We start from the raw sequence: 23,225 nt of genomic DNA on the forward strand, positions 1-23,225 counted from the left end.
CATCGGCATCAGCTCCCCGTCGATCGGTAGTGCCGCAGCCCCGCCCGCCATGCCAGCGCCGCGACCGCGCCCAGCACGGCGGCGACCGCGGGGGACGCGAACCGGACCGCGCCCGGCAGCCCGAGCGGGTCGGGGCGGTCCAGGACGTACAGCGCGGGCTGCCAGTTGACGAACGCCAGCGGGACGACGAACGTCACCCCGCGGACGAAGTCGCGGGCGAACATGGTCATCGGGTACTGGGTGAGGAACGCGCCCCCGTAGGTCAGCGACTTGCTCGCCCCGTGGCTGTCGACCAGCACGAACTGCACCGCGCCGGTCAGCACCCACAGCCCGCCGAAGATCGCCGTCCCGGACAGCACCATGACCGGGACCATCGCCACCCGGCCGGGCGTCCAGGAGACGTCCAGCCGGTCCAGCGCGTAGACGAGCACCATCACCGCCGGGACCAGCTTGCCGATGCGCCGGGGAGTGAAGCCCTCCGTTGCGATCTGCACCAGCGGGCTCACCGGGCGGACCAGCATCGCGTCGAGCGACCCTTCCCGCACGTGGTACCCGAGCCGCTCGGTCGTCCCGAGGACGATGTCTGAGAACGCGAACGACAGCGCCGACGTGCCGTAGAGGAAGAGCACCTCGGATGCGCCGAACCCGGCGATGCGCGGCGCCCGCGAGAACAGCACCAGGATCGCGGCCGCGTCCAGGGTGGAGACGACCGCCGTGACGAGGGCCAGCAGCACCATCGACACCGGGTACTGCGCCGCCGCCCGGATCCACGTCCAGGCGAGCAGCCTGTACATGCGCGCCGGTCCCGCCGGCACGGGGTCAGCCACCGTGGATCACCAGCCTCCGCCGGGCCGCCCGTGTGACCAGGGCTCCGGCGCCGAGCAGGGCCACCGCCCAGGCCGCCTGGAACGCCAGCGCCCCCGGCAGCGCGGCGCCGGTGTAGCGGCCGAGGAACACGTCCGCCGGCACCTGGATCTGCGCCGACCACGGCAGCGCCCGCGCCGCCTCGCCGAGCCACCCGGGGAACACGACCAGCGGCAGGATCATCCCGGAGAAGAACACCGACATGACGAACGTGACCGCGTTCAGGCCGCGGTCGTCGTGCAGCCAGAACATCCCCATCGCCGCCAGGTACCGCAGTGCGAAGCCGACGACGGCCGCCAGGACCAGCGCCACCGCGAACGCCGCGAGGGCCTGCGGGCCCGGCCACCGGAACGGGAACACCAGGGCCCCGGCCAGCAGTGGGGGACCGGCGCGCAGCAGCAGCGAACCGGCGGCGCGGCCCAGGTCGTCGGCGAGCCACCAGCCCTGGAGGCCCACCGGCCGGTGCATGTCGATCGCGATGTCGCCGTTGCGGATGCGCTCGGTGAGGTCCATCCCGCCGAAGATCTGGACCGGCCCGATCAGGGCCTGGGTGACGAAGCAGAACGTGGCGGCGTCGGCGGCCTTGTAACCGCCGAGCGACGGACGGACCTCCCACAGCGCCAGCAGGACGTAGGCGCGCATGAAGCCGAACGCCGTGTTGGTCAGCGACTCGGTCAGGGAGCCGAAGGGGTACGCGGTGTGGCGGCGGAGGCCGTACCACCACACCCACGGAAGAACGCCCACTTGCCAGGAGCCTAGACAGACAGCGCAAGGGCGACCACGTAATTTCGCACAGAAGCGGGGCTCAGGCGCGACGCGCCCAGAGCCCCGCTTCCGAGATGGGTCAGCCCTGCGGAATTTCGGGCTTGATGGGGGAGTAGAGCCAGTCCTTGAAGAACCCGCTCAGATCCTGCCCGGAGATCTGCTGCGCCAGGGACGTGAACTGCGCGGTGTTGCCGTTGCCGTACTTGTGCCGCGCGTACCACGTCCGGAGAAGGGTCAGGAACTTCTCGTCGCCGATCTTCTCCCGGAGGAACTGCAGCATCATGCCGCCGCCGCTGTAGACGCGGTCGTTGAACATGGTGTCGCGCTGCGGGTCGGCGGTCAGCACCGACCAGTACGGGTTGCCCTCACGGTCGGGGAACGGACGGGCGGCGTACGTGGCGCGGGCCGCGTCGTGAACGCTGCGGCCGCCGTGCAGTTCCGTGTAGTACCACGCGGCCCAGGTGGCGAAGCTCTCGTTCAGCCAGACGTCCTTCCAGCGTTCCGGGGACACCGCGTCGCCGAACCACTGGTGCGCCAGTTCGTGGGCGATCGTCCCGGTGCTGCGGACCGCGGAGTAGACCGGCTTGCTCTGCGTCTCCAGGGAGAACCCGAGCGGCTGGCCGTTGAAGCGGGCGTCGTCGGCGATCGCGCCGGTGCTGCTGAACGCGTACTTGCCGAAGGTCTTCGACCACAGGTCGGTGACCTCGCTGGTGGTGTCGTAGAAGAAGCTCACCGCGTCCGGCTGGTTCGCGAGGAGTACCGGGTCGACGGCCGTGTAGTTGGGGACGCCGCCGGGTGTGCGGCCCTGCTTCACGTCCCACTTGCCGATGTCGATCGTGGTGAGGTAGCTCGCCATCGGGCTGTCCTCGCGCCACTTGAAGACCTCGGCGCGGGTCTTCGCGCTGCGGCGGCTGAAAGAGGCGACGTCGGAACGGTGCCCCGTGGGGCGCCCGTTGGCGACGGCCGTCAGGCCCTTCGGCACCGTGAGGGTGTAGTCGTAGGTGGCCTTGTCGCTCGGGTGGTCGTTGACCGGGAACCACGTGCTGGCGCCGTTCGGCTCGCCGCCGACGAACGCGCCGTCGGGCGTGTGCAGGAACCCGTACGGGGAGCCGAACACGATCGGCGAGCCCACGATGGTCTGCGGGACTCCGCCGTACCTGATCACCGCGGTGAAGGTCCGTCCCTTCCGCAGGCCCTCGCGCGGCGTGATGACCAGTTCCTGGCCGCGCCGGGTGTAGCGGGCCTGGTGCCGGTCGACCCAGACCTTGTCGACGTCCATGCCGGACAGGTCCAGGTCGAACCGCGACAGGTTCTGGGTGGCCCGCGCGGTGACGGTCACGGTGCCGTCGAGCTGGTCGTAGTCGGGGTCGTAGCTCAGATCCAGCGAGTAGTGGCGTACGTCGTAGCCGCCGTTGCCCTCCAGCGGGAAGTAGGAGTCGCCGACACCGGGGGCGCCGGGGGTGAAGCGCCCCTGCCGGCCGTGCCCGTCCGCGGAGGCGGCGGGCGCGAGCGCGACGACGCTCACGGCGGCGACGGCGAGCGGGAGCATCCGGCCGGGGATCGCCCGGGACCGGATGGACCGGGGGTGACGCGCCATCAGAGATCCTTTCCGAGTGATCATCTAGCGCGCCCACGATGCTCCTTTTATTGGGAGTTGTCGAGATCCATCGCCGCATGTGGCCGGGGCGGATGGGGCGTGGGAGGAGCCTGGGAGGGGCCCGGGAGGGGGCCCTGGCATACCGGAAGGCCCCCGCGGGTGTAGGGACGCGGGGGCCTTTCGGGGTCCTGGGGATCAGGCCGGAGGGACGGGCCGGCGGAACCGGCCGCCGAGGGTCAGTGGAACTGGCCCTCTTCCGTGGAACCCTTCAGCGCCGTGGTGGACGAGTCCGGGCTGATCGCGGTGCTGACCATGTCGAAGTAGCCGGTGCCGGCCTCGCGCTGGTGCTTCACCGCGGTGAAGCCCTTCTCGGCCGCCGCGAACTCGCGCTCCTGCAGGTCGACGTAGGCCGTCATGCCCTCGCGGGCGTAGCCGTGCGCCAGGTCGAACATGCCGTAGTTGAGCGCGTGGAAGCCGGCCAGCGTGATGAACTGGAACTTGAACCCCATGTGGCCGAGCTCGCGCTGGAACTTGGCGATGGTCGCGTCGTCCAGGTGCGCCTTCCAGTTGAAGGACGGCGAGCAGTTGTAGGCCAGCATCTGGTCCGGGTACTCCGCCTTGACCGCCTCGGCGAACTTGCGGGCCTGCTCCAGGTCCGGCGTGCCGGTCTCCATCCAGATGAGGTCCGAGTGCGGCGCGTACGCCTTGGCGCGGGCGATGCAGGGCTCGATGCCGTTGCGGACCCGGTAGAAGCCCTCCGCGGTGCGCTCGCCGGTGGTGAACTCGCGGTCGCGCTCGTCCACGTCCGTCGTGATCAGGGTCGCGGCCTCTGCGTCGGTCCGCGCGATGATCAGTGACGGCACGTTCGAGATGTCCGCGGCGAGGCGCGCGGTGTTGAGGGTCTTGATGTGCTGCGAGGTCGGGATGAGGACCTTGCCGCCGAGGTGGCCGCACTTCTTCTCGGAGGCCAGCTGGTCCTCCCAGTGCACGCCTGCGGCGCCCGCGGCGATCATGCCCTTCATCAGCTCGAAGGCGTTCAGCACGCCGCCGAACCCGGCCTCGGCGTCGGCCACGATCGGGGCGAGGAAGTGCGTGTCGCCCTGGCCCTCGGCCCACTGGACCTGGTCGGCGCGCAGCAGCGCGTTGTTGATCCGGCGCACGACGGCCGGGACCGAGTTCGCCGGGTAGATGCTCTGGTCCGGGTAGGTCTGGCCGGCCAGGTTGGCGTCCGCCGCGACCTGCCAGCCGGACAGGTAGATGGCCTTGAGGCCGGCCTTGACCTGCTGGACGGCCTGCAGCCCGGTCAGCGCGCCGAGGGAGTGGACGTAGTCCTCCTCGTGCAGGAGCGTCCAGAGCCGCTCGGCGCCTAGGCGCGCGAGGGTGTGCTCCTCCTGGACCGAACCGCGGATCCGGATGACGTCCTCGGCCGTGTAGGTCCGCTCGACGCCCTTCCACCGCGGGTCGGTCTCCCACTTTTGCTGCAGCTCCTCGGCTGCGCCCTTGAGGCGACTGTCGCTCATCGTCTTGCCCTTCCGTGTCGTCCCCTGGGTGCTTGTGCTCGACTATGCCCGGGTCGCAACCCCAATATGAACTGGCGAGTAACGAAAGAACTGCGAAATTTCCGCTACGATGAAGCGGTGACGACCTTGCGGCCAGAAGAACCCCTCAACTTGACGAGTGATGTAGATCTCGTGACGTTCGGGCAGCGGCTCCGCCATCTGCGGCGCGCCCGCGGCATGACGCTGTCGGACCTCGGCGAGCGCGTCGGGCGCGCCCCGTCCCAGCTGTCGCTGCTGGAGAACGGCCGGCGCGAGCCCAAGCTGTCGCTGCTGCAGGCCCTCGCCGCCGCGCTGGAGTGCCCGGTGGAGGAGCTGCTGCGCCGCCAGCCGCCCAGCCGGCGCGCCCAGCTGGAGATCGAGCTGGAGGAGGCGCAGCGCGACCCGCTCTACCGGACGCTCGGCCTCTCGCACCTCAAGGTCGGCAAGCGGATGCCGAACGAGGTCATCGAGCACATCCTCGCCCTGTACGGCGAGCTGAAGCGCAGCCGCACCAAGCCCACCGCGAGCCCGGAGGAGGCGCGCAAGGCCAACGCCGAGCTGCGCCGCCAGATGCACGAACGCGGCAACCACTTCGCCGAGATCGAGCAGGTCGCGTCCCAGACCCTCGACGCCGTCGGATACCGGCGCGGCGCGGTGTCGCAGGGGCTGCTGATGACGCTGGTCGGCCACTTCGGCTTCAGCCTCCAGTACGTCCAGGACCTGCCGCGTTCCGTCCGGTCCATCACCGACCTGCGCAACCGGCGGATCTACCTGGAGCGCGAGCAACTCGGCATGCACACGCCGCGGACGATCCTGCTGCAGACCCTCGGGCACATCGCGCTCGACCACGACCAGCCCCGCGACTTCGCCGACTTCCTGCGCCAGCGCGTCGAGGCCAACTACTTCGGCGCCGCGATCCTGATGCCCGAGCGAACCGTCGTCCCCTTCCTCCAGGAGGCCAAGGCCGCGCGGGAACTGTCGGTGGAGGACCTCGCGGACGTCTTCTCCGTCTCCTACGAGATGGCCGCGCACCGCTTCACCAACGTCGCGACCCATCACCTCGACCTTGAGCTGCACTTCACCAAGAACGACGAGAACGGCACGATCTACAAGGCGTACGCCAACGACGGCCTGGCCTTCCCGCAGGACGAGGACGGCGCGATCGAGGGGCAGCGGATGTGCCGGGAATGGGCCGGGCGGCACGTGTTCGGCGCCGCGGACCGCTTCTCGGTCTACTACCAGTACACCGACACCCCCAACGGGACCTACTGGTGCCTGTCGCACATCGACCCCAGCCACGAGCGCGACTTCGCGATCACGCTGGGCGTCCGGTTCGAGGACTCCCGCTGGTTCCGCGGCCGGGAGACGACCCGGCGGGTCAAGTCGGCCTGCCCGGACGGCGACTGCTGCCAGCGGCCGCCGAAGGCGCTGTCCGACCGGTGGGAGGGTATGGCCTGGCCGTCGGCGCGCGCGCACTCGCACGTCCTGTCGGTGCTGCCGCCCGGGGCGTTCCCCGGCGTGGACGAGGCGGACGTCTACGAGTTCCTGGACCGGCACGCCGCCGGGTGACACCTCTCCCGCTGTGACTCCGGCCACGGTGTTACCCGTGGTAACCCACCTTGGTGCTACCGTTGGTAACAGCTGTTTATTGGAGAGAGGGTCAATTAATCATGACGACCGCCGAGCAGACGCCGTTCTCCCTTGAGCCCAGCGAGGACGTTCGCGAGGTCAGGGACTGGGTCCACGAGTTCGCCAAGGACGTCATCCGTCCCGCGGCCGAGGAGTGGGACGAGCGCGAGGAGACCCCCTGGCCGCTGATCCAGGAGGCGTCCAAGGTCGGCATCTACTCCCTCGACTTCTTCGCCACCCAGTGGCTGGAGCCGACCGGCCTCGGCATCCCGGTCGCGTTCGAGGAGCTGTTCTGGGGCGACGCGGGCATCGCGCTGTCCATCGTCGGCACCGGCCTCGCCGCCGCGTCCGTCGCCGCCGTGGGCACTCCGGACCAGGTCAGCGAGTGGGTACCGCAGATGTTCGGCACCGCCGACGACATCAAGCTCGGCGCGTTCTGCGCCTCCGAGCCCGACGCCGGCAGCGACGTGGGCTCGATCCGCACCCGCGCCGTCTTCGACGAGGCCAAGGACGAGTGGGTGCTGAACGGCACCAAGACCTGGGCGACCAACGGCGGCATCGCCGACGTCCACGTCGTCGTGGCCTCGGTGCACCCCGAACTGGGCAGCCGCGGCCAGGCCAGCTTCATCATCCCGCCGAACACCCCCGGGCTGAGGCAGGGCCAGAAGTTCAAGAAGCACGGCATCCGCGCCTCCCACACCGCCGAGGTGATCCTGGACGACGTGCGCGTCCCGTCCCACCTGATCGTCGGCGGCAAGGAGAAGTTCGACGAGCGCATCGCGCGGTCCCGCGAGGGCAGGAGCGCCAAGGGCCAGGCCGCGATGAAGACGTTCGAGACCACCCGCCCGTCCGTCGGCGCGATGGCGCTCGGCGTCGGCCGCGCCGCCTACGACTACGCCCTGCAGTACGCGCGGGAGCGCGAGCAGTTCGGCAAGAAGATCGGCGACTTCCAGGCCATCGCCTTCAAGCTGGCCGACATGAAGACCCGCCTGGACGCCGCCCGGCTCATGGTGTGGCGGGCCGCGTGGATGGCGCGCACCGGCAAGGACTTCGCGAACGCCGAGGGCTCGATGGCCAAGCTGATGGCGAGCGAGATGGCGGTGCACGTCACCGAGGAGGCCATCCAGATCCTCGGCGGCAACGGCTACACCCGCGAGTACCCGGTCGAGCGCATGCACCGCGACTCCAAGATCTTCACCATCTTCGAGGGCACCTCGGAAATCCAGCGCCTCGTCATCGGCCGCACCATCACCGGCCTCCCCGTCCGCTAGCGTCTCCGCAGGTCAGCGGTATCAACGGTCAGCTTGTGAAGCCGCCACGGTATCGGCTGTGCCGCCGGGCGGTCGGTGTCCCGCACTGGTGACAGACCGGGCGGTTACCCGCCCTGGCAAACGATGTACGGCTACTCCGCCTCTGGCGCGACGAAGAGATCCTTGGCGGTGTCGGCGTACCGGCCCGTGGCGGTGTCCAGCAGGACGGCGTCGTCGTCCCAGCTGTCCCACAGCTTCTTGGCCACCTCGATCAGGCGCGCCAGCGTGAAGGGCTCGTTGAAGGTGGTGGACGCGGTGGAGATCAGGCCGATGTGCCGGGTCGCGACCGCGATGGCCGACAGCAGGGTCAGCGGCTCCAGTCCGCCCGACACGTTGCTGCCGATGCGGTGCCACACCGCGAGCCCGTCGGCGAAGAAGATCGAGTCGAGCCTGCCGCGTTCGGCCGTCCTGGCCAGTTCCTGGAAGTAGGTGACGTCGGTGGCGCGCTCTGGACGGCTGGCGGGATGCCGCCAGGCCGCGTCGTGGTGGCCGGGGGCCATGAGGAATGCGTTGAGGTGAAGAAGGCGTTGATCGTCGGTCATCGGTCTTCTCCTGCCGTCACCGCTGGAGCGGGGTCTGCCATCGGGTGAGCCTGCGTTCGATCAGGACCAGCAGGTAGTTGAACACCAGCCCGATGACCGAGATCGCGATGATGCCCGCGTACATGTCGTTGATCGCGAAGTTCTGCTGGGACGCGTTGATCAGGTAGCCGAGGCCCTCCTTGGCGCCGACCATTTCGGCCACGACCATGATCAGGATCGAGGTCGCGCCGGCGAGGCGGATTCCGGTGAAGATCGCCGGCACCGCGGCGGGCAGGACGACCTTCTGGAAGATCCGGGGCGCGGGCAGCCCGAGCGATCTGGCGGACTTGACCAGGGTCGGGTCGACGGTGCGTACCGCGCTGATGGTGTTGAGCAGGATCGGCCACGTGCACGCGTACAGCACGATCGACACCTTCGAGGTCTCGCCGATGCCGAGGATCAGGATGAAGACCGGCAGCAGCGCGATGGCGGCGGTGTTGCGGAACAGCTCCAGCAGCGGGCCCAGGAGCTCGGAGACCGGTTTGTACCAGCCGATGAGCAGTCCGAGGGGCACGGCGATCGCGATCGCCAGCGCGAAACCGGTCAGTGAACGGGTCAGGCTGGCCTCGGTGTTGGTCCACAGCTGCCCGTCGCGGGCAAGTTCCCACAGCGCCGGGACGATCTGCGACACCGGTGGCAGGAACGTGCGGTCGACCAGCCCCGCGCGGGGAGCCAGCTCCCAGGCGGCCAGGAACAGGATGATCGCGATCGTCCGGCGGCCGGCGGCGGTCGCCGTCCCGGCGGCACGGCGGAGCAGCCGCCGTGGCGAGCGAGGTGAGGACGTCGCGGTCGGCTTGGCGGCAGTGGGGGCTTGCAGCGTGCTAGCCAAGGGGGATCGCCTCCTTCCGCGTCCGGGGAACGTTCAGCCGCTGGGCGGCCTGGACTTCGTCGTGCAGCAGCGACCAGACGCGGTGCCGGTGCGCCGCGAACGCCGGGCTCGACCGCAGGTCCGCGCTCTCGTGCCGGGAGCCGAGGTCGATGTCGACGACCTGCTTCACGCGGCCCGGGCGCGAGGTCAGCACCGCGACGCGCTGCCCCAGGTAGACGGCCTCGTCGATGCCGTGGGTGACGAAGACGACGGTCTTGCCGGTCCGTTCCCAGATGCTCAGCAGCTCGTCCTGCAGCAGCTCGCGGGTCTGGGCGTCCAGCGCGGCGAACGGCTCGTCCATCAGCAGGACGTCCGGGTCGTAGGCGAGGCTGCGGGCGATCGCGACCCGCTGCTTCATGCCACCGGACAGCTCATGGGGGTAGCGGTCCTCGAAGCCGGCCAGCCCGACCAGGTCCAGGTAGTGTCGGGCGACCTGGGAGCGTTCTCGCCGTCGCAGCCCCTTGGCCTCCAGGCCGAACTCGACGTTGCGCAACGCGGTTCGCCAGGGGAACAGCGCGTACTGCTGGAAGACGATGCCCCGGTCGAGCGCCGGGCCGGTCACCTCGGCGCCGTCGAGCAGGATGCGGCCGGTGGTCGGCTTGGTCAGCCCGCCGAGCAGGTCCAGCAGCGTCGACTTGCCGCAGCCGCTCGGCCCGACCACCACGAGGAACTCGCCCTCTGCGATGTCGAGGCCGGTGTCCTGGAGCGCGGTGAACACGCCGCCGCCCCGGATCGGGAAGGTCTTGCCGACCCCCGAGATCTGGATCTTCGTGGTCACCGTCAGCTCCCTCCGCCCGCGTAGGGATTGAACTTGTTGGTGTAGAGGTCGCCGACCTTGACCTTGCCCTTGGCGATCTGGCCCTGCTGCTCCAGCCAGGTGATCCAGGTGGTGAACTCCTTGTCGGCGATGACCCCGCCCTTGCCGGCGACGCCGTAGGACTTCCAGTACTTCAGCGAGTCGGCGTTCTCGTTGCGCCCGCGAGTCTGGACGATCTTGGTGAAGCGGTCGATGACCTGGTCGCGCGGCGTGGTCCGGGCCCACTCGATCGCCTTGGCGACCCCGGAGGTGAAGGCCCGCACGGTCTCGGGGTTGCGCTTGAGGAAGTCGTCGCGGAACACGTAGGTGCCGCCGGTGAAGGCGCCGAGCAGGTCGTAGTCGCTGAACAGCTTGCGGAGCCCGCCGGTGGCGAGCGCCTTGTCCCGGAAGATCCCGCTGAGCACGCCGACGTCGATCTGCTTTTGCCGCAGCGACTGCTCGGTGTTGATCGGCGGCACCACCAGCGGCTCGACCTTCTTGATGTCGGCCGCGGAGAACCCGTTGCGCTGCAGGTAGATGTCCAGGACGGCCTCGTAGTGGGCGCCCAGCGTGTTCATCCCGACCTTCTTGCCGGTCAGGTCCCGTGCGGCCTTGACCGGGCTGTCGTCGGGCACGTAGAAGCCGCCGTACTGGTCCCTGTCGACGCCGTAGTAACCGATGACCGAGGTGATCGGCGCACCGGCCGCCTGCAGTTTGATGACGGCGCCGTTGAACGCCCCGCCGAAGTCGGTCTGGCCGGTGGCGGCCGACTGGACGTCCTGCGGGCCACTGATGGTGTTGCCGACCCACTTCAGCTTGACGCCGCCGAGATATCCGAGGTCCTGGGCCAGTTCGGCCGGCGTGACCTGGCCGACCGAGCCCTGGTAGCGGAGGGTCGTGGTCTTCTTGGCGGCAGAGCTTCCCGCGGCGCTGCCGCAGGCGGCCGCGGCGGTGGCGGCCGTCGCCGACACCGCAAGGAACGAGAGGAACTGGCGTCTGGTCGTAGGCGTGATGATGCTGCTCACTGCGCTCTCCGGGGATGGACGTACGTGGACGTTGAATCAGGTCCCGGGCCGACACAGGGCGCTGGCCTGCCGCCGGAGGTCGACGTGCAGGCGCGCGATGAGGGTTTCGCGGCAGCTCACGCGGCGAGCATGGCGCAGCATTCCCTATCAAGTCAATAGGATTAGTAGGGAAGATTTCCTACTAAAGTGGTCGAAATCCTTGTGCCGCGCTGTGTGGCTGGGCGCCGTCCCGTACCGGGGACGCCGAGCGAACATGGTCGGCGATGCCGCACGACTACGTCACTCCCGACCAAACGAGGCATGGGATCGTTCCGGACGTGACCACGACCTGCCGGAGACGGCGCGTGGCGCGCCGGTTGGGTGCGTTCACGCTCCTGCTTCGACCAGCATGCGGAGGATCCGCCGGTGGTCGTCGTGTTCGATGTGGTCGGCGATGGGCTCGACGGTCCGGCCGGGGCCGAAGGCGGCGAAGTGCGGGGCGTTGCCGCCCGCGGCCTGCAGGGCCGAGTCGGCCCCGGCGGCGAGCAATGCCGCCACAACGTCCGGGCGGCGCCGCGCGACCGCATGGTGCAGCGGGGACATGCCGCGGTCATCGAGTGCGTTGACGTTCGCGCCGTCGGCGATGGCCGCTTCCTGGCCGCAGCGATCACTTTGGAGGGCAGCGCCGGCTGGCTCCCCACCCCATTCACAGGTCTTGACGATGACTCGGTTGTCGGAGAATGGGGAAGCATGGTGGCATCTGTTGGATTCGACGATCTTTTGATCCCCGACAGCCCGGCCTGCCGCGGCGCTCTCGAAGTGGCCACGATGTACGAGACGCCCTCCCTGCTCAACCATTCCGTCCGCTCCTACCTCTGGGCGGCGGCCCACGCGCGGCGCAACGGCATTGTGTTCGACGCCGAGTTGCTCTATGTGTCGGCCGTGTTGCACGACATCGGCCTGGTGGCGGAGTTCGACAGCCGCACGGTGCCGTTCGAGGAGGCGGGCGGCCACGTGGCCTGGGTCTTCGGTGCCGGCGCGGGCTGGCCCCGGGAGCGGCGGGTACGGGCTTCGGAGATCATCGTCCGGCACATGTGGCCGGAGGTGCCGATCGAGCAGGATCCCGAGGGACATCTGCTGGAACTGGCCACCGGCATCGACATCTCCGGCCGCGGCCTCGACGGGATCCCGGCCGGGCTGCGCGGCGAGGTGCTGCAGCGCTACCCGCGCCTGGACCTGGTCAAGGAGTTCACGGCCTGCTTCCGCGAGCAGGCCGCGCACAAGCCGGGCAGTTCCGCCGCGCTGTCCGTGGCCGGCGGAGTCGCCGACCGCATCGCCCGTAACCCGCTCGACGCTTGACGGACCTCCCATGCATTGAGGGTCGAGCAGTGAGGGGTTGAACCGCCACAAAGGCGGCGCCGCCCCCTGGCCCGCGCCGCGCCCCGGATATCGCATCGACCCCACCGCGCCGGGGTGGTAGCCGATCGCTGCTGGCGTCGTCATGGCTCAATCCATGGCTCCTTCGCGTCGCTGGTCGCGCAGGGGTGGCTGTAGGTCAGCCCGTGGCACATGCGTCCGGTGGTGCCTGATTGAGGATCTCGAACTGGTCCTGGTCGGGAGCAGGCCCAGGCGGCTGCCGTTGTCCCAGTTGATCAGAAAGGTGCCTTGGCGGTCACCGCCGGTGAGGGTGCCCGGGGTGCCGGGGCTGAAGGCGGGCGTGGGGGTCGGAGGTGAACAGGAGCCGGATCCGGCGGCCGCGCAGCGTTGCGGAGTCGGCTTGTGACCTTCCAGGGCTCGTGCCGCGGGGTTGGTAGGGCATCGGAGCCTCCTGCCGCTGATCGTCGTAGTCGGGGGATGCGGATCGGTGAACGGGTCCGGCGGCTGGGCGGCTGGGCGGCTGGAACATGGAGATCATGGTGATCAGCGCCGCACGTGAACGTGGCGCCGAGGGACGGGGTGGCGGGGCAGATCCCCGATCCGGCGGTACGCACCGAGGTCGCCCACCTGCGGGCGCAGCAGGCCACGTCGCGAGCATCGGCCTACCCGTCGCAGGGCGACGCCCAGGCCGCGCTCCGCAAGATCGGTGATGCCCGGGCGCTCAACACCGCCGCCCTCGCGCAGGATCCGGCGGAGCTCGCCGACGGCGAGTGAAGTCGAGGACTCGTGCCCTCAAGAGGTTCGACCAGGCCGGCCTTGGCAGTTGGGCCGTTCGCTCCGCCCCCACATGGCCGGCCGACTTGCTGCGCTTGAGCAAGGCGATTGAAGGAACGGAAAGAGAACCCGCTACGTACGCACGGCGATTCGATGATCTGCCCCACTCGCAGGCAGAGCACGGCCGCCTGACCGGTGAACTGGTGGCGGCGTTGCGTCACCTGCGCGGTGCACGGCTCCTTCTGGGAGCGGGATGGGCATGGTGATCATGGTTCTCGCGACAGTCTGCCGGTCAGGATGGGCATGGCGCGCAGAACGTCCACAGTCCGCCTCGGGCATCGCACCGGCACGGGACGAACGGCCCCGTGGTGCAGCCTGCAGGCTCGTTCTGCCTCCCATTTTCAACATTTCCGCTGGTACGATCCCGGGCCATCGTCTCCCCACCGCGGCAGGCGGCATGGGGATGTTCCTCCATCGACGCCTGTCTTCGCCCCTGCTACGAAACAGGAGGAGAACCATGCGCCGCAGAACTGCCGTAGCAGCCCTGGCCCTCACCTTTGCCACCGTCTTCGCCACGGCCGCCCCCGCTCCGACCGCCCCCGCGAAAGCCGCTCCCGGCGGGCACAGCCAGGCCACCCTGCTGGACAAGGTGCCGCGGCGAGGAGTGCTCCGGGTGTGCACCACCGGTGACTACCGTCCGTTCACCTACCGGGACCCCAAGACCGGCGCTTACACCGGCATCGACATCGACATGGCCAAGCACCTGGCCGCCAGTCTTGGTGTGAAGGCCGACTTCGTGACGACCACCTGGACCAAGCTCATGGACGACTTCACTGCAGGCAAGTGTGATATCGGCATGGGCGGCATCTCCGTGACCCTGGCCAGGGCACAGAAGGCGTACTTCAGCGAGCCCTACGTGGTCGACGGCAAGGCGCCGATTGCCCGCTGCGCAGACAAGGACAAGTACGACTCCCTGGTCAAGATCGACCAGGCCGGGGTGCGGGTCATCGTCAATCCCGGCGGGACCAACGAGAAGTTCGCCAAGGCGAACATTCACAAGGCCACCCTCATCACCCATCCCGACAACAACACCATCTTCGACGAGATCGTGGCCGGTCGCGCCGACGTGATGATCACGGACGAGAGCGAGACCAAGTACCAGGCCAAGCTCCACCCTGAACTCTGTGCGATCAATCCGGACAAGCCGTTCACCTTCGCTGAGAAGGCGTATCTGCTCCCGCGAGGCGACGAGGAGTTCCAGGAGTACATCGACCAGTGGGTCAACCTGGCCACCCACGATGGCACCTACAAGGGCTTCGCGGCGCCCTGGCAGAGCTAAGCGCGTTGCGGCAAACGCAAACCCCTGCTCGATGAGCAGGGGTTTTCCGCGCCCGGTGAAGCCGATCGCGTGGCCGAGGCGTCGATGCCGTCCGTCTCGCGGGACCGCGGTCATGCATGATCTTGTTCGGGCGGCAGCCGCTATTTGGGGCGTCGTGGCTTGCAGCGAATGCCAAGCAGATCCGCGCTTGCAGGGGGACAGTCGCGGCAGAAGCAGCGCGCCGCTGGCCACGGGGCTACTCGCGGTTGCCAGTGGCGGCCCGAGAGAGCGGGAGCAGCCTGCTTACGTCAGTTTCCGCTACACCACCCGGCTGTCCGACCTGGGCGTGACCGCCTCGGCCGGCTCGGTCGCCGATTCGTATGACAACGCGATGGCCGAGTCACTGAATGATGTACCCCGGCTTTTGTGGGGTCGCTGATCTGCCCGAGCGCCGACGTGACCGGATCCGACATCAGCTCTCCTAGCACCCGACCGGAGAAGCAGCAGTCGAGGATAACGACCTTGCTTGACGCCGGGCTGTCGAGGATCGCACTTCGAAGTTTCTCGTATTCGAGGGCGCTGAACTCGGGCGATTCCCACTCGCTGTCGGGAAGCGCGAGGTACAGCTCATGGCGCTTCCCGCCGACGAGCCCGTGCCCGGCGTAGTAGCAGGAGGTGACGGCCGCGCGGCCGCAGTCACCGTCGGCAGCGCCGAGTTGGCTGCAGCAGCGGCGGTGGACGTCGCCATCGAGGTCACAGAGGAGGCGGCGGCCTGGGCATCCCGCAGCGCTGCCACGGCTGCACGGCCGGCACCGGCGCTGGGGACCACCAGCATGGCGCGCAGGAGGGTGTTCTGTCGGCGGGGCGCAGCGCGCGATGTGCGGCGACGACGTCCGCCCCGGACAGGGCGAGGCTGACCGCGATCTCCCCGCGCGGCCACGCAACGCCGAACAGCCGGTCTGGCATCTCCAGCCGCGCGACAGGTGCGCCGCCGACGTCGACCCGTACCCGGACGCGCTTGCCCGCCAGGCCCTCGGCGCGCTCGATGACGCCCCACTCCACGCCGCGCTCGACCGTCCGGACGAGGCCACGATCGCTGACCTGGTCGAGGCGTCCTCCCTCGGCACGCCGGCCGCCAGGGCCCTGCGCGCCCGCACCACGGACGAGCAGGCGCGCGTCGTCCGGGAGCGGGCGCGGCAACCTGACGAGGAGGAGACACGGTGAAACTCCTCGTCTCGCTCCTCGACCTGATGTACGGACCCTTGCTCGGGGTTATCCGGCCTTGTTCACGTGGCCTTCAAGGAACTCGCCCGGTTGTTGGCGAACCAGTCAACGGGGATGTTCGACCTGCCGCCGGCTTGCGAGGTGAACACGAAGTGCCCGGCGTAGTTGTATGCGTCCCAGGCTGTCCACCACCGGCTGGTCCGGTTCCAATAGGAGCTGGTCATGTTGTCCATCCCTTGGCCTGCCAGGTTGGGCGATCCCCACTGGAAGTAGGCCATTTTTCCGGTTCCGTCATGGCCGTCGAAGATGCAGAAGTAGCCGCTGGGGCATCGATCCCATCCGGTTGCGGCGTGCGCGGTCGACGCGGTGATGGCGCTCGACGCGCAGACCACCGCAGCACCTGCGGCGAGGACGAGAATCCTGCTCTTGAGACCTTTCATTGCTCCCTCTCTGCCGTAGACCGGCCACCGCCGGTCCCCCGTGATGTCCGAATGAACGCGAGCCACCGCACATGTCCATCGGATCTCGTAGGTCATGTGGACACGGGTTCGAGCTTCTTGGGTTTGAGCCCGAACCGCCGATCAGGAGTCAACACTTGGGTGTTTTCACGACTGCTTCTCCTCGGCTTCACCCCAGGTAGGAGTTCCAGCGCGCGCATAAGCCCAGCACCAAAACCCAGCGGCCTCCGGAACATCATCAAGCTGCTCCAAGCCGTCCGAGAGAACACCGACCTCCGCAACCAGGTGTTCGTCGCCCGCGAAGCGTTCACCAAGGTCTCGCCGCCGGGGTCGAGGACGGGCAGCGCGCCGAGAGGGATGACCAGTTCGTCGCCTATCACCTCACCGAGGCTCCCAAGGAGCCCGACAGTGACCGATGAAAAGGTCCAGACGCGGCACGAGGACACCAGCGGCGCGATCCTGCGTTCCCTGAACCCCGGAGGCAAGAGGTGGGGCGCCGCGCGAGGCGGCGCCCCTTGTATGACGACAGCCTGGTCAGCTGTGGTCAGGTGGTGGGGCCCCAGTAGGTCGGGGGCACCGGCTCTTCAGGTTCGGCCTCGCCGGCCTCGACGGCCGCCTCGAACGCCTTGGCCTTCACGCGTTCCTCGGCCGCCAAGTCCGACGTCGTCGGCAGACCCTTGGTCTGCGGTCGGGTCTCACCCGATCCCTGCATTGTGGTGTCTCCTTTGTGGCGTCGCCGCAGCAGCTCCGATGCTGCTCCGGTACGACGTTGCAAGGAATGACCGTGCGGGGTGGACGAGCACTCGCATCAGGCGATGGCCGTCGAAGTCGCAGGCTCAGCGCGCCGTCGTCATAGCCAGAGTGCAACACGAACAGGCCGACGGTCTGGGGGCGAGTGTCGAGTTTGGCAAGGAACTCGCGCATCTTGCCGCCCTTCATCGGTGTGGCGAACCAGCGGGTCTCGCCGAGTATGTGGAGGCCGTTGTACAACGCCGTGAAGCCGTTGTCCTCGTCGCGGATCCGGATCTTCTTCGGATGCCATCCGTGGAAGGAGAGCAGGTCCCGCCAGAGCCGCTCGAACTGTGTGCCACGGTCCTGGGGCGTCAGGTCTCGCACGTCGGCCAGTCGCCGCTCGTACGCAGCCGCGCGCGTCCACTCGGCGTCGAGTTGCCGGGGCAACTGCTCCAGGCGGACCACAGTCGCCTGCGTGACGTCAACAAAGAACAGGTAGAAGTCGTGCGCCGCGGTCACTGCCACGACGCCCACGTCCGCGGCGAGCCGAGCTCAGTGTCCGCCGAAGTCTGTCCGGTGGGCTGTCGATTTCTCCGGCGGCCGTTCGTCGGTGGGGTGACCTACCAACGAACGCCAGGAGGCGTGACATGCGCAAGCTCATCGCAGCGATGAAGATCTCCGTCGACGGCATGGCGGAAGGCCCGGAGGGCTATGCGGACTGGGTGGCGGCGTGGTCCGACGACTACGACCTGACCGCCCAGGTGGACGCGTGCCTGCTCGGCGCGGGGATGTACGCGGGCTATGAGTCGTACTGGACCGCGATCCAGAACGAGCCAGAGGGGGACCACTGGATCACCGGCCGGCCGCCCACGCCGGGTGAGCTGGAGTGGGCGCGCTTCGCCGCGCGGACCCCGCACTATGTGCTGTCGGGCACCATGGAGTCGGCGCAGTGGCCGAACACCTCGTTTCTGCGCGGCCTCGACGAGATCGCCGCGCTCAAGGAACAGCCCGGCAAGGACATCTACCTGATGGGCGGCGCTCAGATCACCGCCGGCCTGATCGACGCCGGGCTGGTGGACGAACTCCGCCTCATCGTCTACCCGCTCATCGCCGGGAAGGGAAAGGCCCTGTTCTCGGGGACGCAGCAGCGGCACGGACTGGAACTGCTGAAGGTCGAGCAACTGCCGGGCGGCCTGGTGAGCCTCGTCTACGGTTCGGCCAGGTGAACGACCTCAACACCAGGGTCATCGAGGAGTTCCGGGCGAACGGGGGACACGCCGGCGGCTCGCTGTCGGGCACGCCGATGCTCCTCCTGCACCACGTCGGGGCCCGGTCGGGGATCGAGCGGGTCACGCCACTGGCCTGCTCGCGCCGGCCGGACGGCGGTGGGGGCGCCGAATATCGTCCACGCAGGTCAGAGCTTATGCAGTCGGTGCTCATGCATCAGGTGTGCTCGTAGTGGTCGCTCAGCTCCGAACGGCCACGTCTTGCGCGGGAAGATCACGGTAACCCGTTCAAGGTCATCGGGCGTCTCCTCCATAGAAGCGATCTTTGCCGGCAATCCCCGCAGGAGAGGCGTTCATGACCAGACGTCGAAGGATCGTGGGAGTGGCGGCGGCGGCCGTGCTCGTCGCGCCCGTGCCGATCGGGACCGCCGAGGCGGCCGAGAACTGCGAGTTGCGGGCGGTGGTGGGCGACCCCGCCGCGACCGTCGACGGGCAGGCCGGGGCCGGCGTGGTCCAGGTGTGGTGCGGCGATCGGTGGCTGCCGGTGCGGCAGGGGTCGGCGGGGCTCGGCGATTCGCCCGAGGCCGGTGACCGGTTCGGCGCGTCGGTCTCGGTGGCCGACATCGATCGGAACGGCGCCGCGGACCTGATCGTCGGCGCGCCCGGCGAGGACGAGGGCGCCGGCGCGGTACATGTGGTCTTCGGTCCGGGGCGGGACGGGCAGCCCGCGCCGATCACCCTGCGGCAGGGCGCCGGCGGGGTGCCCGACCGGTCCGAGGCGGGCGACGGCTACGGATCGGCCGTGGCCGGGATGAGCGGCACCGTGCTCGTCGGCGCGCCGGGCGAGGACCTGGGCGACGCCGAGGCCAAGGCCGACGCTGGCGCCGTCCATGTCGTGTCGGTCGGCGGTGGCCGGGTCGGCGGCGTCACGGTGCTGACCCAGGACCGGCAGGACTTCGACGGCACCGTGGAGGCCGGCGACCGGTTCGGCGCGTCGCTGGCGGCGGGCTCGTTCGACAAGCCCACCGCGGTGATCGGGGTGCCGGGAGAGGACGTCGCCGGCAAGAAGGACGCCGGGATGGTCCATATCGTCGAGGACCCGGTCGTGGCGATCGAGGAGATGGGGATCGGCCAGGACTCCGCCGGAGTGAGCGGCGCGTCCGAGCCCGGCGACCGGTTCGGCGCGAGCGTCGCGGCGGCCTGGGATCCCGCCCTGCCGGTTCGCGTCGCCGTCGGGGCGCCCGGTGAGGACATCGGCGACGCGGCGGACGCCGGGATGGTGACCGTCCTCGGCTATGACGGCCGGCAGGCCACCGAGGTCCTGGCCGTGCACCAGGACACGCCCGGGGTGCCGGGGGCCGGCGAGGACGGCGACGGATTCGGCGCGAGCGTGGCCGCCGGAGTCATCGAGTCGGCGTCGCTGCCGGGCCCGGAGGTGTCGGTGGCGATCGGCGTGCCCGGCGAGGACCTGGGGGACCTGGCCGACGCGGGCCGGGTGCACGGGGTGCAGGTCGGGTCCGTCCCGCGGGTGGACGGGTCTGTCAGCCAGGAGACCGACGGTCTGGGCGGGGAGCCGCGGGCGGGCGCTCGCTTCGGCGCGGCGCTGGCGTTCGGGCCCGGTGCGGCGCGAGTCGTGGTCGGCGCCCCTGGGCACGCCGGCAAGGGCGCCGCCCACGCGATCCCCTGGCGGGCGCTGTTCGGCACGACAGTGGTGGCGGACAACTGGTTCGCCGCCCGCGACGGCGTACCGGACGGTTCCGCGTTCGGATCGAGCGTCGCCTCGGACCCCACCGGGTAGCCCCGGGGCGATCGCCGCACGGCACCTGAGTGAACCCGACGGAGGTCGGCACGTGCGTCCCGCCTGCGACGGCGACCTCGCCCCACAGGGCACCTAACGGCCGATCGTGCCCGGAGCGGTCTCCACGGCCTGCCGCACATGCGCATGCACCTGATCACCCGGTTGCAACGCCGCTGGCGGCTGACTCCTCACACGCTGAACAGCCCGATACCCCCGGAAAGGCGGCATCGGCGCAGGGGACGGCACGAGTGATCAACAATTTGCAGCCCGAGGTCGACCGGTAGCCTCTGGGCCGCCGTACCTGCTGCGGGTACGGCCTGAGCAGATGCTTGGCCTTGTGCGCCGTCGGCGACGAAGCTGATGTCAGCAAGGAATGAGGAGGGGAAGGAGCCGAATGGAGCAGCGCATCCTGGGTCGGACGGGACGGAAGGTCTCCGTAATCGGTCTTGGCACATGGCAGCTGGGGGCGGACTGGGGACAGGTGCGGGAGGCCGACGCGTTGGCGGTGCTCGAGAGCGCCGTCGAGGCGGGGGTGACCCTCTTCGACACCGCTGACGTGTATGGGGACGGGCGCAGTGAGCAACTGATCGGCCGGTTCCTGCGGTCCCATCCGGATGCCGGGGTGCTGGTGGCGACGAAGATGGGGCGCCGGGTGGCACTGGACCCGGCGCTGTACAGCCTGGACAACTTCCGCGCCTGGATCGACCGGTCGCGCCGCGACCTGGGCGTGGAGCGGCTGGACCTGGTGCAACTGCACTGCCCGCCGAGCCCGGTGTACTCCTCCGACGCGGTGTTCGACGCGTTGGACACGCTGGTCGAGGAGGGGCGGATCGCGGCATACGGGGTAAGCGTGGAGACCTGCGCGGAAGCACTGGCCGCCATCGCCCGGCCGGGCACCGCGAGCGTGCAGATCATCCTCAACCCGTTCCGGCTCAAGCCCTTGGACGAGGTTCTGCCGGCCGCGGCGCAGGCGGGGGTGGGGATCATCGCCCGGGTGCCGCTGGCCAGCGGGCTGCTCACCGGGAAGTACACCGCGGAGACGGTCTTCGCGGCCGACGACCACCGCTCGTTCAACAGACACGGCGAGGCGTTCGACCAGGGGGAGACCTTCTCCGGGATCGACTACCCGACCGGAATCGCGGCAGCCGCAGAATTCGCGGCGCTGGCGCCGGCGGGCGCGAGCCCGGCGCAGACGGCCCTGCTGTGGATCCTCCAGCAGCCTGGCGTCACCTCGGTGATTCCCGGCGCCCGCAACCCTGAACAGGCCCACGCCAACGCGCAGGCCGCGGCACTGCCGTCTCTGCCGCAGGCCACGCTGAATGCCGTCCGCGAGCTGTACGACCGTCAGATTCGAGCCCAGGTCCATCACCGCTGGTAGTACGGGGTCATGTCTTCCGAGGCGGACGGAGTACCCGGCGTACGGCGCCACGCAGCCACTGGTGGGCTCCGTCGGCGGTGTGGCGCGGGTGCCAGGCCATGCCGATCGTCAGCGGGGGCAGCGGCAGCGGGATTTCCAGCAGGCGCAGTCCCAGCGTGTGCGCCGCGTCGCTGAGTGGTGAAGGCGGCTCGCCCGGCAGCGCGGTCGGCACCAGGCAGACCACGTCGCCGACCGCGGCCAGCGCCATCGCCGCCAGATGTCCGGGCAGGACGGCGCCGACCCGCCGGCTGAGTCCTTGCTCGGCCAAGGCCGCGTCCAGCGGGCCGGTGAAGCGTCCCCGGCGGCTGACCGCCACGTGCTCGGCCGCGGCCAGCCCGGCAGGCGTCAGGGGTCCTTTGGTGAGCGGGTGCTCTGCCCTGACGCCGACCGCCATGCGCAGCGTGACCAGCTCTTCGACCCGGGTCTCGGGGTCGACGTGGTCGATGGCCCCGATCTCCAGATCGATCCGGCCTTCGCGCAGCGCGGGGCCCGCCTCCCACTCCTCGGCCAGTATCCGCAGCGAGACGCCCGGTGCCTGCCGCCGGGCGAGGTCGAGCAGACCCGGCGCCAGCGCCGCGCCGACCAGGTCCGAGGCCTGCACGGTGAAGGTGCGCCGGAGTGCGGCGAGGTCGATCTCGCCGCTCGGGGCGAGCAGGGACTCCAGCCGGCGAACCACCGCGGCGGCCTCGTCCCGCAGCGCCTCGGCGCGGGGTGTGGGCACCATCGCCTGTCCCGCACGCACCAGGAGCGGATCCTGGAGCACCCGGCGCAGCCGGGCCAGGGTGCGGCTCATCGCCGCGGGGGAGGTGCGCAGCCGCTCGGCGGCACGGGTGACGCTCTGCTCGGTCAGCAGGGCGTCGAGGGCGACGGCGAGGTTGGCGTCGAGGTTCGGGGCTGGGCTCGTCACCGGCATTATTCCGTTTCAGGCAATGATTGGATGCTGAAGTTCCCATTGTGGCAATACGGTTCAGGTCTGCACGATGAGGGGGCTCAACGATCCGGCAGAGACCGTGAGGTTTTCATGATCGTCATTACCGCCCCCACCGGGAACATCGGCCGGAGGCTGCTGTCGCTGCTGGTCGAGGCCGCGCCCGCACGCGGAGAGGAGTTGCGCGTCGTGGTCCGCGATCCTGCCCGGCTCCCCGAGACCGCCCGCGGACGGGTCGAGGTGGTCACCGGCTCGCACGGCGACGCCGCGACCGCCGAACGCGCCTTCACCGGCGCCGACGCCGTTTTCTGGCTGGTGCCGCCGGACGCCTCGGTCACGCCCGACGAGGCGTACAGCGGCTTCACCCGCCCGGCCGCGCGGGCGTTCGCCGCCTGGGGTGTCGGCCATGTCGTCGGCGTCTCGGCGCTCGGCCGCGGCACCCCGCAGGCCGCCCAGGCCGGGCTGGTCACCGCCTCCCTGGCCATGGACGACCTGATCGCCGGCTCCGGCGTCGCCTACCGCGCCCTGGCCTGCCCGTCCTTCTACGAGAACCTGCTGGAGGAGGCCGACTCGATCCGTGAGGACGGCGTCTTCTCCGACACCGTCGCCGCGGACCGTCCGGCCCCGCTGGTGGCCGTCGCCGACATCGCCGCGACGGCGGCCGGGCTGCTGCTGGACCGCTCCTGGTCCGGCGTCGGCAGTGTTCCGGTGCTCGGCCCGCAGAACCTGTCGCCGAACGACCTGGCTCGCATCATGTCCGAGGAGCTGGGCCGTCCGGTCCGCTACCGGCGCCAGCCGCTCGACGAGCTGCGGTCCACAATGCTCGGCCACGGCCTCGACGAGGCGTTCGTCGAGGGCATGGTCGACATGAAGCGCGCCAAGGACCAGGGCCTGGACTCGGGCGTCGGCCGCTCGCCGCAGGCGGGCCCGGCCACCGGATTCGCGCAGTGGTGCGCGCAGACTCTCAAGCCCGCCGTCCTCGCAATGCCGAAGGCAGTCGATGCCCGCTGACCGAACCGAA

The 23,225-nt window shown here is 69.7% G+C and carries 26 protein-coding genes; 11 read left to right on the plus strand and 15 right to left on the minus strand.

The genetic code is table 11. The features are described from left to right. Positions 1-8: 8 nt before the first annotated feature. From ACQPZP_RS20355 to aceA, 4 genes are all read right to left on the minus strand, one after another. Positions 9-794, minus strand: a complete 786-nt coding sequence (locus ACQPZP_RS20355; protein WP_433479646.1) for an ABC transporter permease — start codon at positions 792-794, stop codon at positions 9-11. Between the two features lie 25 nt (positions 795-819). After that, positions 820-1,608 (minus strand): ABC transporter permease, encoded by a 789-nt coding sequence (locus ACQPZP_RS20360; protein WP_433479171.1) that lies wholly within the window; start codon positions 1,606-1,608, stop codon positions 820-822. Positions 1,609-1,708: 100 nt separating this feature from the next. Beyond that, entirely contained in the window at positions 1,709-3,226 is a 1,518-nt protein-coding gene (locus tag ACQPZP_RS20365; protein WP_433479172.1) for a M1 family metallopeptidase, read from the minus strand. A gap of 236 nt (positions 3,227-3,462) precedes the next feature. After that, positions 3,463-4,746, minus strand: coding sequence for an isocitrate lyase (aceA, locus tag ACQPZP_RS20370; RefSeq protein WP_433479173.1), 1,284 nt, complete (start codon positions 4,744-4,746; stop codon positions 3,463-3,465). A 150-nt stretch (positions 4,747-4,896) separates the two neighbouring features. On the opposite strand from aceA, the gene ACQPZP_RS20375 reads away from it, so the two are divergent. Beyond that, complete coding sequence (locus ACQPZP_RS20375; RefSeq protein ID WP_433479174.1) at positions 4,897-6,333, plus strand: helix-turn-helix domain-containing protein; 1,437 nt, start codon at positions 4,897-4,899, stop codon at positions 6,331-6,333. Between the two features lie 101 nt (positions 6,334-6,434). Beyond that, entirely contained in the window at positions 6,435-7,664 is a 1,230-nt protein-coding gene (locus ACQPZP_RS20380; RefSeq protein WP_433479175.1) for an acyl-CoA dehydrogenase family protein, read from the plus strand. A gap of 131 nt (positions 7,665-7,795) precedes the next feature. Here the strand turns inward: ACQPZP_RS20380 and ACQPZP_RS20385 are convergent, their stop codons facing one another. The 6 genes from ACQPZP_RS20385 to ACQPZP_RS20410 all read right to left on the minus strand — a co-directional run bounded on the left by ACQPZP_RS20385 (position 7,796) and on the right by ACQPZP_RS20410 (position 11,555). Next, entirely contained in the window at positions 7,796-8,245 is a 450-nt protein-coding gene (locus tag ACQPZP_RS20385; RefSeq protein ID WP_433479176.1) for an LLM class flavin-dependent oxidoreductase, read from the minus strand. Positions 8,246-8,261: 16 nt separating this feature from the next. Continuing rightward, positions 8,262-9,113 (minus strand): ABC transporter permease, encoded by an 852-nt coding sequence (locus tag ACQPZP_RS20390; protein ID WP_433479177.1) that lies wholly within the window; start codon positions 9,111-9,113, stop codon positions 8,262-8,264. Continuing rightward, positions 9,106-9,930, minus strand: a complete 825-nt coding sequence (locus tag ACQPZP_RS20395) for an ABC transporter ATP-binding protein (protein ID WP_433479178.1) — start codon at positions 9,928-9,930, stop codon at positions 9,106-9,108. The genes ACQPZP_RS20390 and ACQPZP_RS20395 overlap by 8 nt, the downstream gene beginning before the upstream one ends. 2 nt (positions 9,931-9,932) lie before the next feature. Further along, entirely contained in the window at positions 9,933-10,973 is a 1,041-nt protein-coding gene (locus tag ACQPZP_RS20400; protein ID WP_433479179.1) for an ABC transporter substrate-binding protein, read from the minus strand. 36 nt (positions 10,974-11,009) lie between these two features. Continuing rightward, entirely contained in the window at positions 11,010-11,114 is a 105-nt protein-coding gene (locus ACQPZP_RS20405; protein ID WP_433479180.1) for a putative leader peptide, read from the minus strand. Between the two features lie 225 nt (positions 11,115-11,339). Next, positions 11,340-11,555, minus strand: a complete 216-nt coding sequence (locus ACQPZP_RS20410; RefSeq protein WP_433479181.1) for a hypothetical protein — start codon at positions 11,553-11,555, stop codon at positions 11,340-11,342. Between the two features lie 147 nt (positions 11,556-11,702). Here ACQPZP_RS20410 and ACQPZP_RS20415 point away from each other — a divergent pair, with 147 nt between their 5' ends. Further along, a complete protein-coding gene (locus ACQPZP_RS20415; protein ID WP_433479182.1) occupies positions 11,703-12,311 on the plus strand; it encodes an HD domain-containing protein in 609 nt (202 codons plus the stop codon). A 147-nt stretch (positions 12,312-12,458) separates the two neighbouring features. On the opposite strand, the gene ACQPZP_RS20420 is transcribed toward ACQPZP_RS20415, so the two are convergent. Then, complete coding sequence (locus ACQPZP_RS20420) at positions 12,459-12,791, minus strand: DUF4314 domain-containing protein (RefSeq protein ID WP_433479647.1); 333 nt, start codon at positions 12,789-12,791, stop codon at positions 12,459-12,461. 93 nt (positions 12,792-12,884) lie between these two features. Here ACQPZP_RS20420 and ACQPZP_RS20425 point away from each other — a divergent pair, with 93 nt between their 5' ends. The 3 genes from ACQPZP_RS20425 (at position 12,885) to ACQPZP_RS20435 (ending at position 15,645) form a co-directional block, all read left to right on the plus strand. Continuing rightward, the gene (locus ACQPZP_RS20425; RefSeq protein WP_433479183.1) at positions 12,885-13,103 is read left to right on the plus strand and encodes a hypothetical protein; all 219 of its coding nucleotides are present in this window, start codon (positions 12,885-12,887) and stop codon (positions 13,101-13,103) included. Positions 13,104-13,620: 517 nt separating this feature from the next. After that, positions 13,621-14,442, plus strand: coding sequence for a transporter substrate-binding domain-containing protein (locus ACQPZP_RS20430; protein ID WP_433479184.1), 822 nt, complete (start codon positions 13,621-13,623; stop codon positions 14,440-14,442). An 855-nt stretch (positions 14,443-15,297) separates the two neighbouring features. Next, positions 15,298-15,645, plus strand: a complete 348-nt coding sequence (locus ACQPZP_RS20435) for a hypothetical protein (RefSeq protein WP_433479185.1) — start codon at positions 15,298-15,300, stop codon at positions 15,643-15,645. A 62-nt stretch (positions 15,646-15,707) separates the two neighbouring features. Here the strand turns inward: ACQPZP_RS20435 and ACQPZP_RS20440 are convergent, their stop codons facing one another. From ACQPZP_RS20440 to ACQPZP_RS20450, 3 genes are all read right to left on the minus strand, one after another. Continuing rightward, a complete protein-coding gene (locus ACQPZP_RS20440) occupies positions 15,708-16,085 on the minus strand; it encodes a peptidase inhibitor family I36 protein (protein WP_433479186.1) in 378 nt (125 codons plus the stop codon). Positions 16,086-16,177: 92 nt separating this feature from the next. Next, positions 16,178-16,549 carry a hypothetical protein gene (locus ACQPZP_RS20445; RefSeq protein WP_433479187.1) on the minus strand — a complete coding sequence of 124 codons (372 nt, stop codon included), beginning with the start codon at positions 16,547-16,549 and terminating at the stop codon, positions 16,178-16,180. 187 nt (positions 16,550-16,736) lie between these two features. Continuing rightward, positions 16,737-17,360, minus strand: a complete 624-nt coding sequence (locus ACQPZP_RS20450) for a hypothetical protein (protein WP_433479188.1) — start codon at positions 17,358-17,360, stop codon at positions 16,737-16,739. Between the two features lie 122 nt (positions 17,361-17,482). On the opposite strand from ACQPZP_RS20450, the gene ACQPZP_RS20455 reads away from it, so the two are divergent. From ACQPZP_RS20455 to ACQPZP_RS20470, 4 genes are all read left to right on the plus strand, one after another. Beyond that, positions 17,483-18,061: a dihydrofolate reductase family protein gene (locus tag ACQPZP_RS20455; RefSeq protein ID WP_433479189.1), complete on the plus strand. Its 579-nt coding sequence runs from the start codon at positions 17,483-17,485 to the stop codon at positions 18,059-18,061. Beyond that, positions 18,058-18,294 (plus strand): nitroreductase/quinone reductase family protein, encoded by a 237-nt coding sequence (locus ACQPZP_RS20460; protein WP_433479190.1) that lies wholly within the window; start codon positions 18,058-18,060, stop codon positions 18,292-18,294. Before ACQPZP_RS20455 ends, ACQPZP_RS20460 begins: the two co-directional genes overlap by 4 nt. A gap of 122 nt (positions 18,295-18,416) precedes the next feature. After that, positions 18,417-19,859 carry an FG-GAP repeat protein gene (locus ACQPZP_RS20465; protein ID WP_433479191.1) on the plus strand — a complete coding sequence of 481 codons (1,443 nt, stop codon included), beginning with the start codon at positions 18,417-18,419 and terminating at the stop codon, positions 19,857-19,859. A 394-nt stretch (positions 19,860-20,253) separates the two neighbouring features. Continuing rightward, positions 20,254-21,237 (plus strand): aldo/keto reductase, encoded by a 984-nt coding sequence (locus ACQPZP_RS20470; RefSeq protein WP_433479192.1) that lies wholly within the window; start codon positions 20,254-20,256, stop codon positions 21,235-21,237. 7 nt (positions 21,238-21,244) lie between these two features. Here ACQPZP_RS20470 and ACQPZP_RS20475 read toward each other — a convergent pair whose 3' ends face one another. Continuing rightward, on the minus strand, positions 21,245-22,183 hold the full coding sequence (locus tag ACQPZP_RS20475) for a LysR family transcriptional regulator (RefSeq protein WP_433479193.1): 939 nt from the start codon (positions 22,181-22,183) through the stop codon (positions 21,245-21,247). 114 nt (positions 22,184-22,297) lie between these two features. On the opposite strand from ACQPZP_RS20475, the gene ACQPZP_RS20480 reads away from it, so the two are divergent. Continuing rightward, positions 22,298-23,215 carry an NAD(P)H-binding protein gene (locus ACQPZP_RS20480; RefSeq protein ID WP_433479194.1) on the plus strand — a complete coding sequence of 306 codons (918 nt, stop codon included), beginning with the start codon at positions 22,298-22,300 and terminating at the stop codon, positions 23,213-23,215. Positions 23,216-23,225 lie beyond the last annotated feature (10 nt).

It is taken from the genome of Spirillospora sp. CA-142024 (assembly GCF_050942325.1).
Classification (GTDB): domain Bacteria; phylum Actinomycetota; class Actinomycetes; order Streptosporangiales; family Streptosporangiaceae; genus Spirillospora.

Coding starts and splice junctions, on each gene's coding strand:
- ACQPZP_RS20355 (WP_433479646.1), bottom strand. CDS start 794: ATGTACAGGCTGCTCGCCTGGACGTGGATCCGGGCGGCGGCGCAGTAC.
- ACQPZP_RS20365 (WP_433479172.1), bottom strand. CDS start 3,226: ATGGCGCGTCACCCCCGGTCCATCCGGTCCCGGGCGATCCCCGGCCGG.
- aceA (WP_433479173.1), bottom strand. CDS start 4,746: ATGAGCGACAGTCGCCTCAAGGGCGCAGCCGAGGAGCTGCAGCAAAAG.
- ACQPZP_RS20380 (WP_433479175.1), top strand. CDS start 6,435: ATGACGACCGCCGAGCAGACGCCGTTCTCCCTTGAGCCCAGCGAGGAC.
- ACQPZP_RS20385 (WP_433479176.1), bottom strand. CDS start 8,245: ATGACCGACGATCAACGCCTTCTTCACCTCAACGCATTCCTCATGGCC.
- ACQPZP_RS20405 (WP_433479180.1), bottom strand. CDS start 11,114: ATGCTGCGCCATGCTCGCCGCGTGAGCTGCCGCGAAACCCTCATCGCG.
- ACQPZP_RS20410 (WP_433479181.1), bottom strand. CDS start 11,555: ATGTCCCCGCTGCACCATGCGGTCGCGCGGCGCCGCCCGGACGTTGTG.
- ACQPZP_RS20415 (WP_433479182.1), top strand. CDS start 11,703: ATGGTGGCATCTGTTGGATTCGACGATCTTTTGATCCCCGACAGCCCG.
- ACQPZP_RS20430 (WP_433479184.1), top strand. CDS start 13,621: ATGCGCCGCAGAACTGCCGTAGCAGCCCTGGCCCTCACCTTTGCCACC.
- ACQPZP_RS20435 (WP_433479185.1), top strand. CDS start 15,298: ATGTGCGGCGACGACGTCCGCCCCGGACAGGGCGAGGCTGACCGCGAT.
- ACQPZP_RS20440 (WP_433479186.1), bottom strand. CDS start 16,085: ATGAAAGGTCTCAAGAGCAGGATTCTCGTCCTCGCCGCAGGTGCTGCG.
- ACQPZP_RS20455 (WP_433479189.1), top strand. CDS start 17,483: ATGCGCAAGCTCATCGCAGCGATGAAGATCTCCGTCGACGGCATGGCG.
- ACQPZP_RS20465 (WP_433479191.1), top strand. CDS start 18,417: ATGACCAGACGTCGAAGGATCGTGGGAGTGGCGGCGGCGGCCGTGCTC.
- ACQPZP_RS20470 (WP_433479192.1), top strand. CDS start 20,254: ATGGAGCAGCGCATCCTGGGTCGGACGGGACGGAAGGTCTCCGTAATC.
- ACQPZP_RS20480 (WP_433479194.1), top strand. CDS start 22,298: ATGATCGTCATTACCGCCCCCACCGGGAACATCGGCCGGAGGCTGCTG.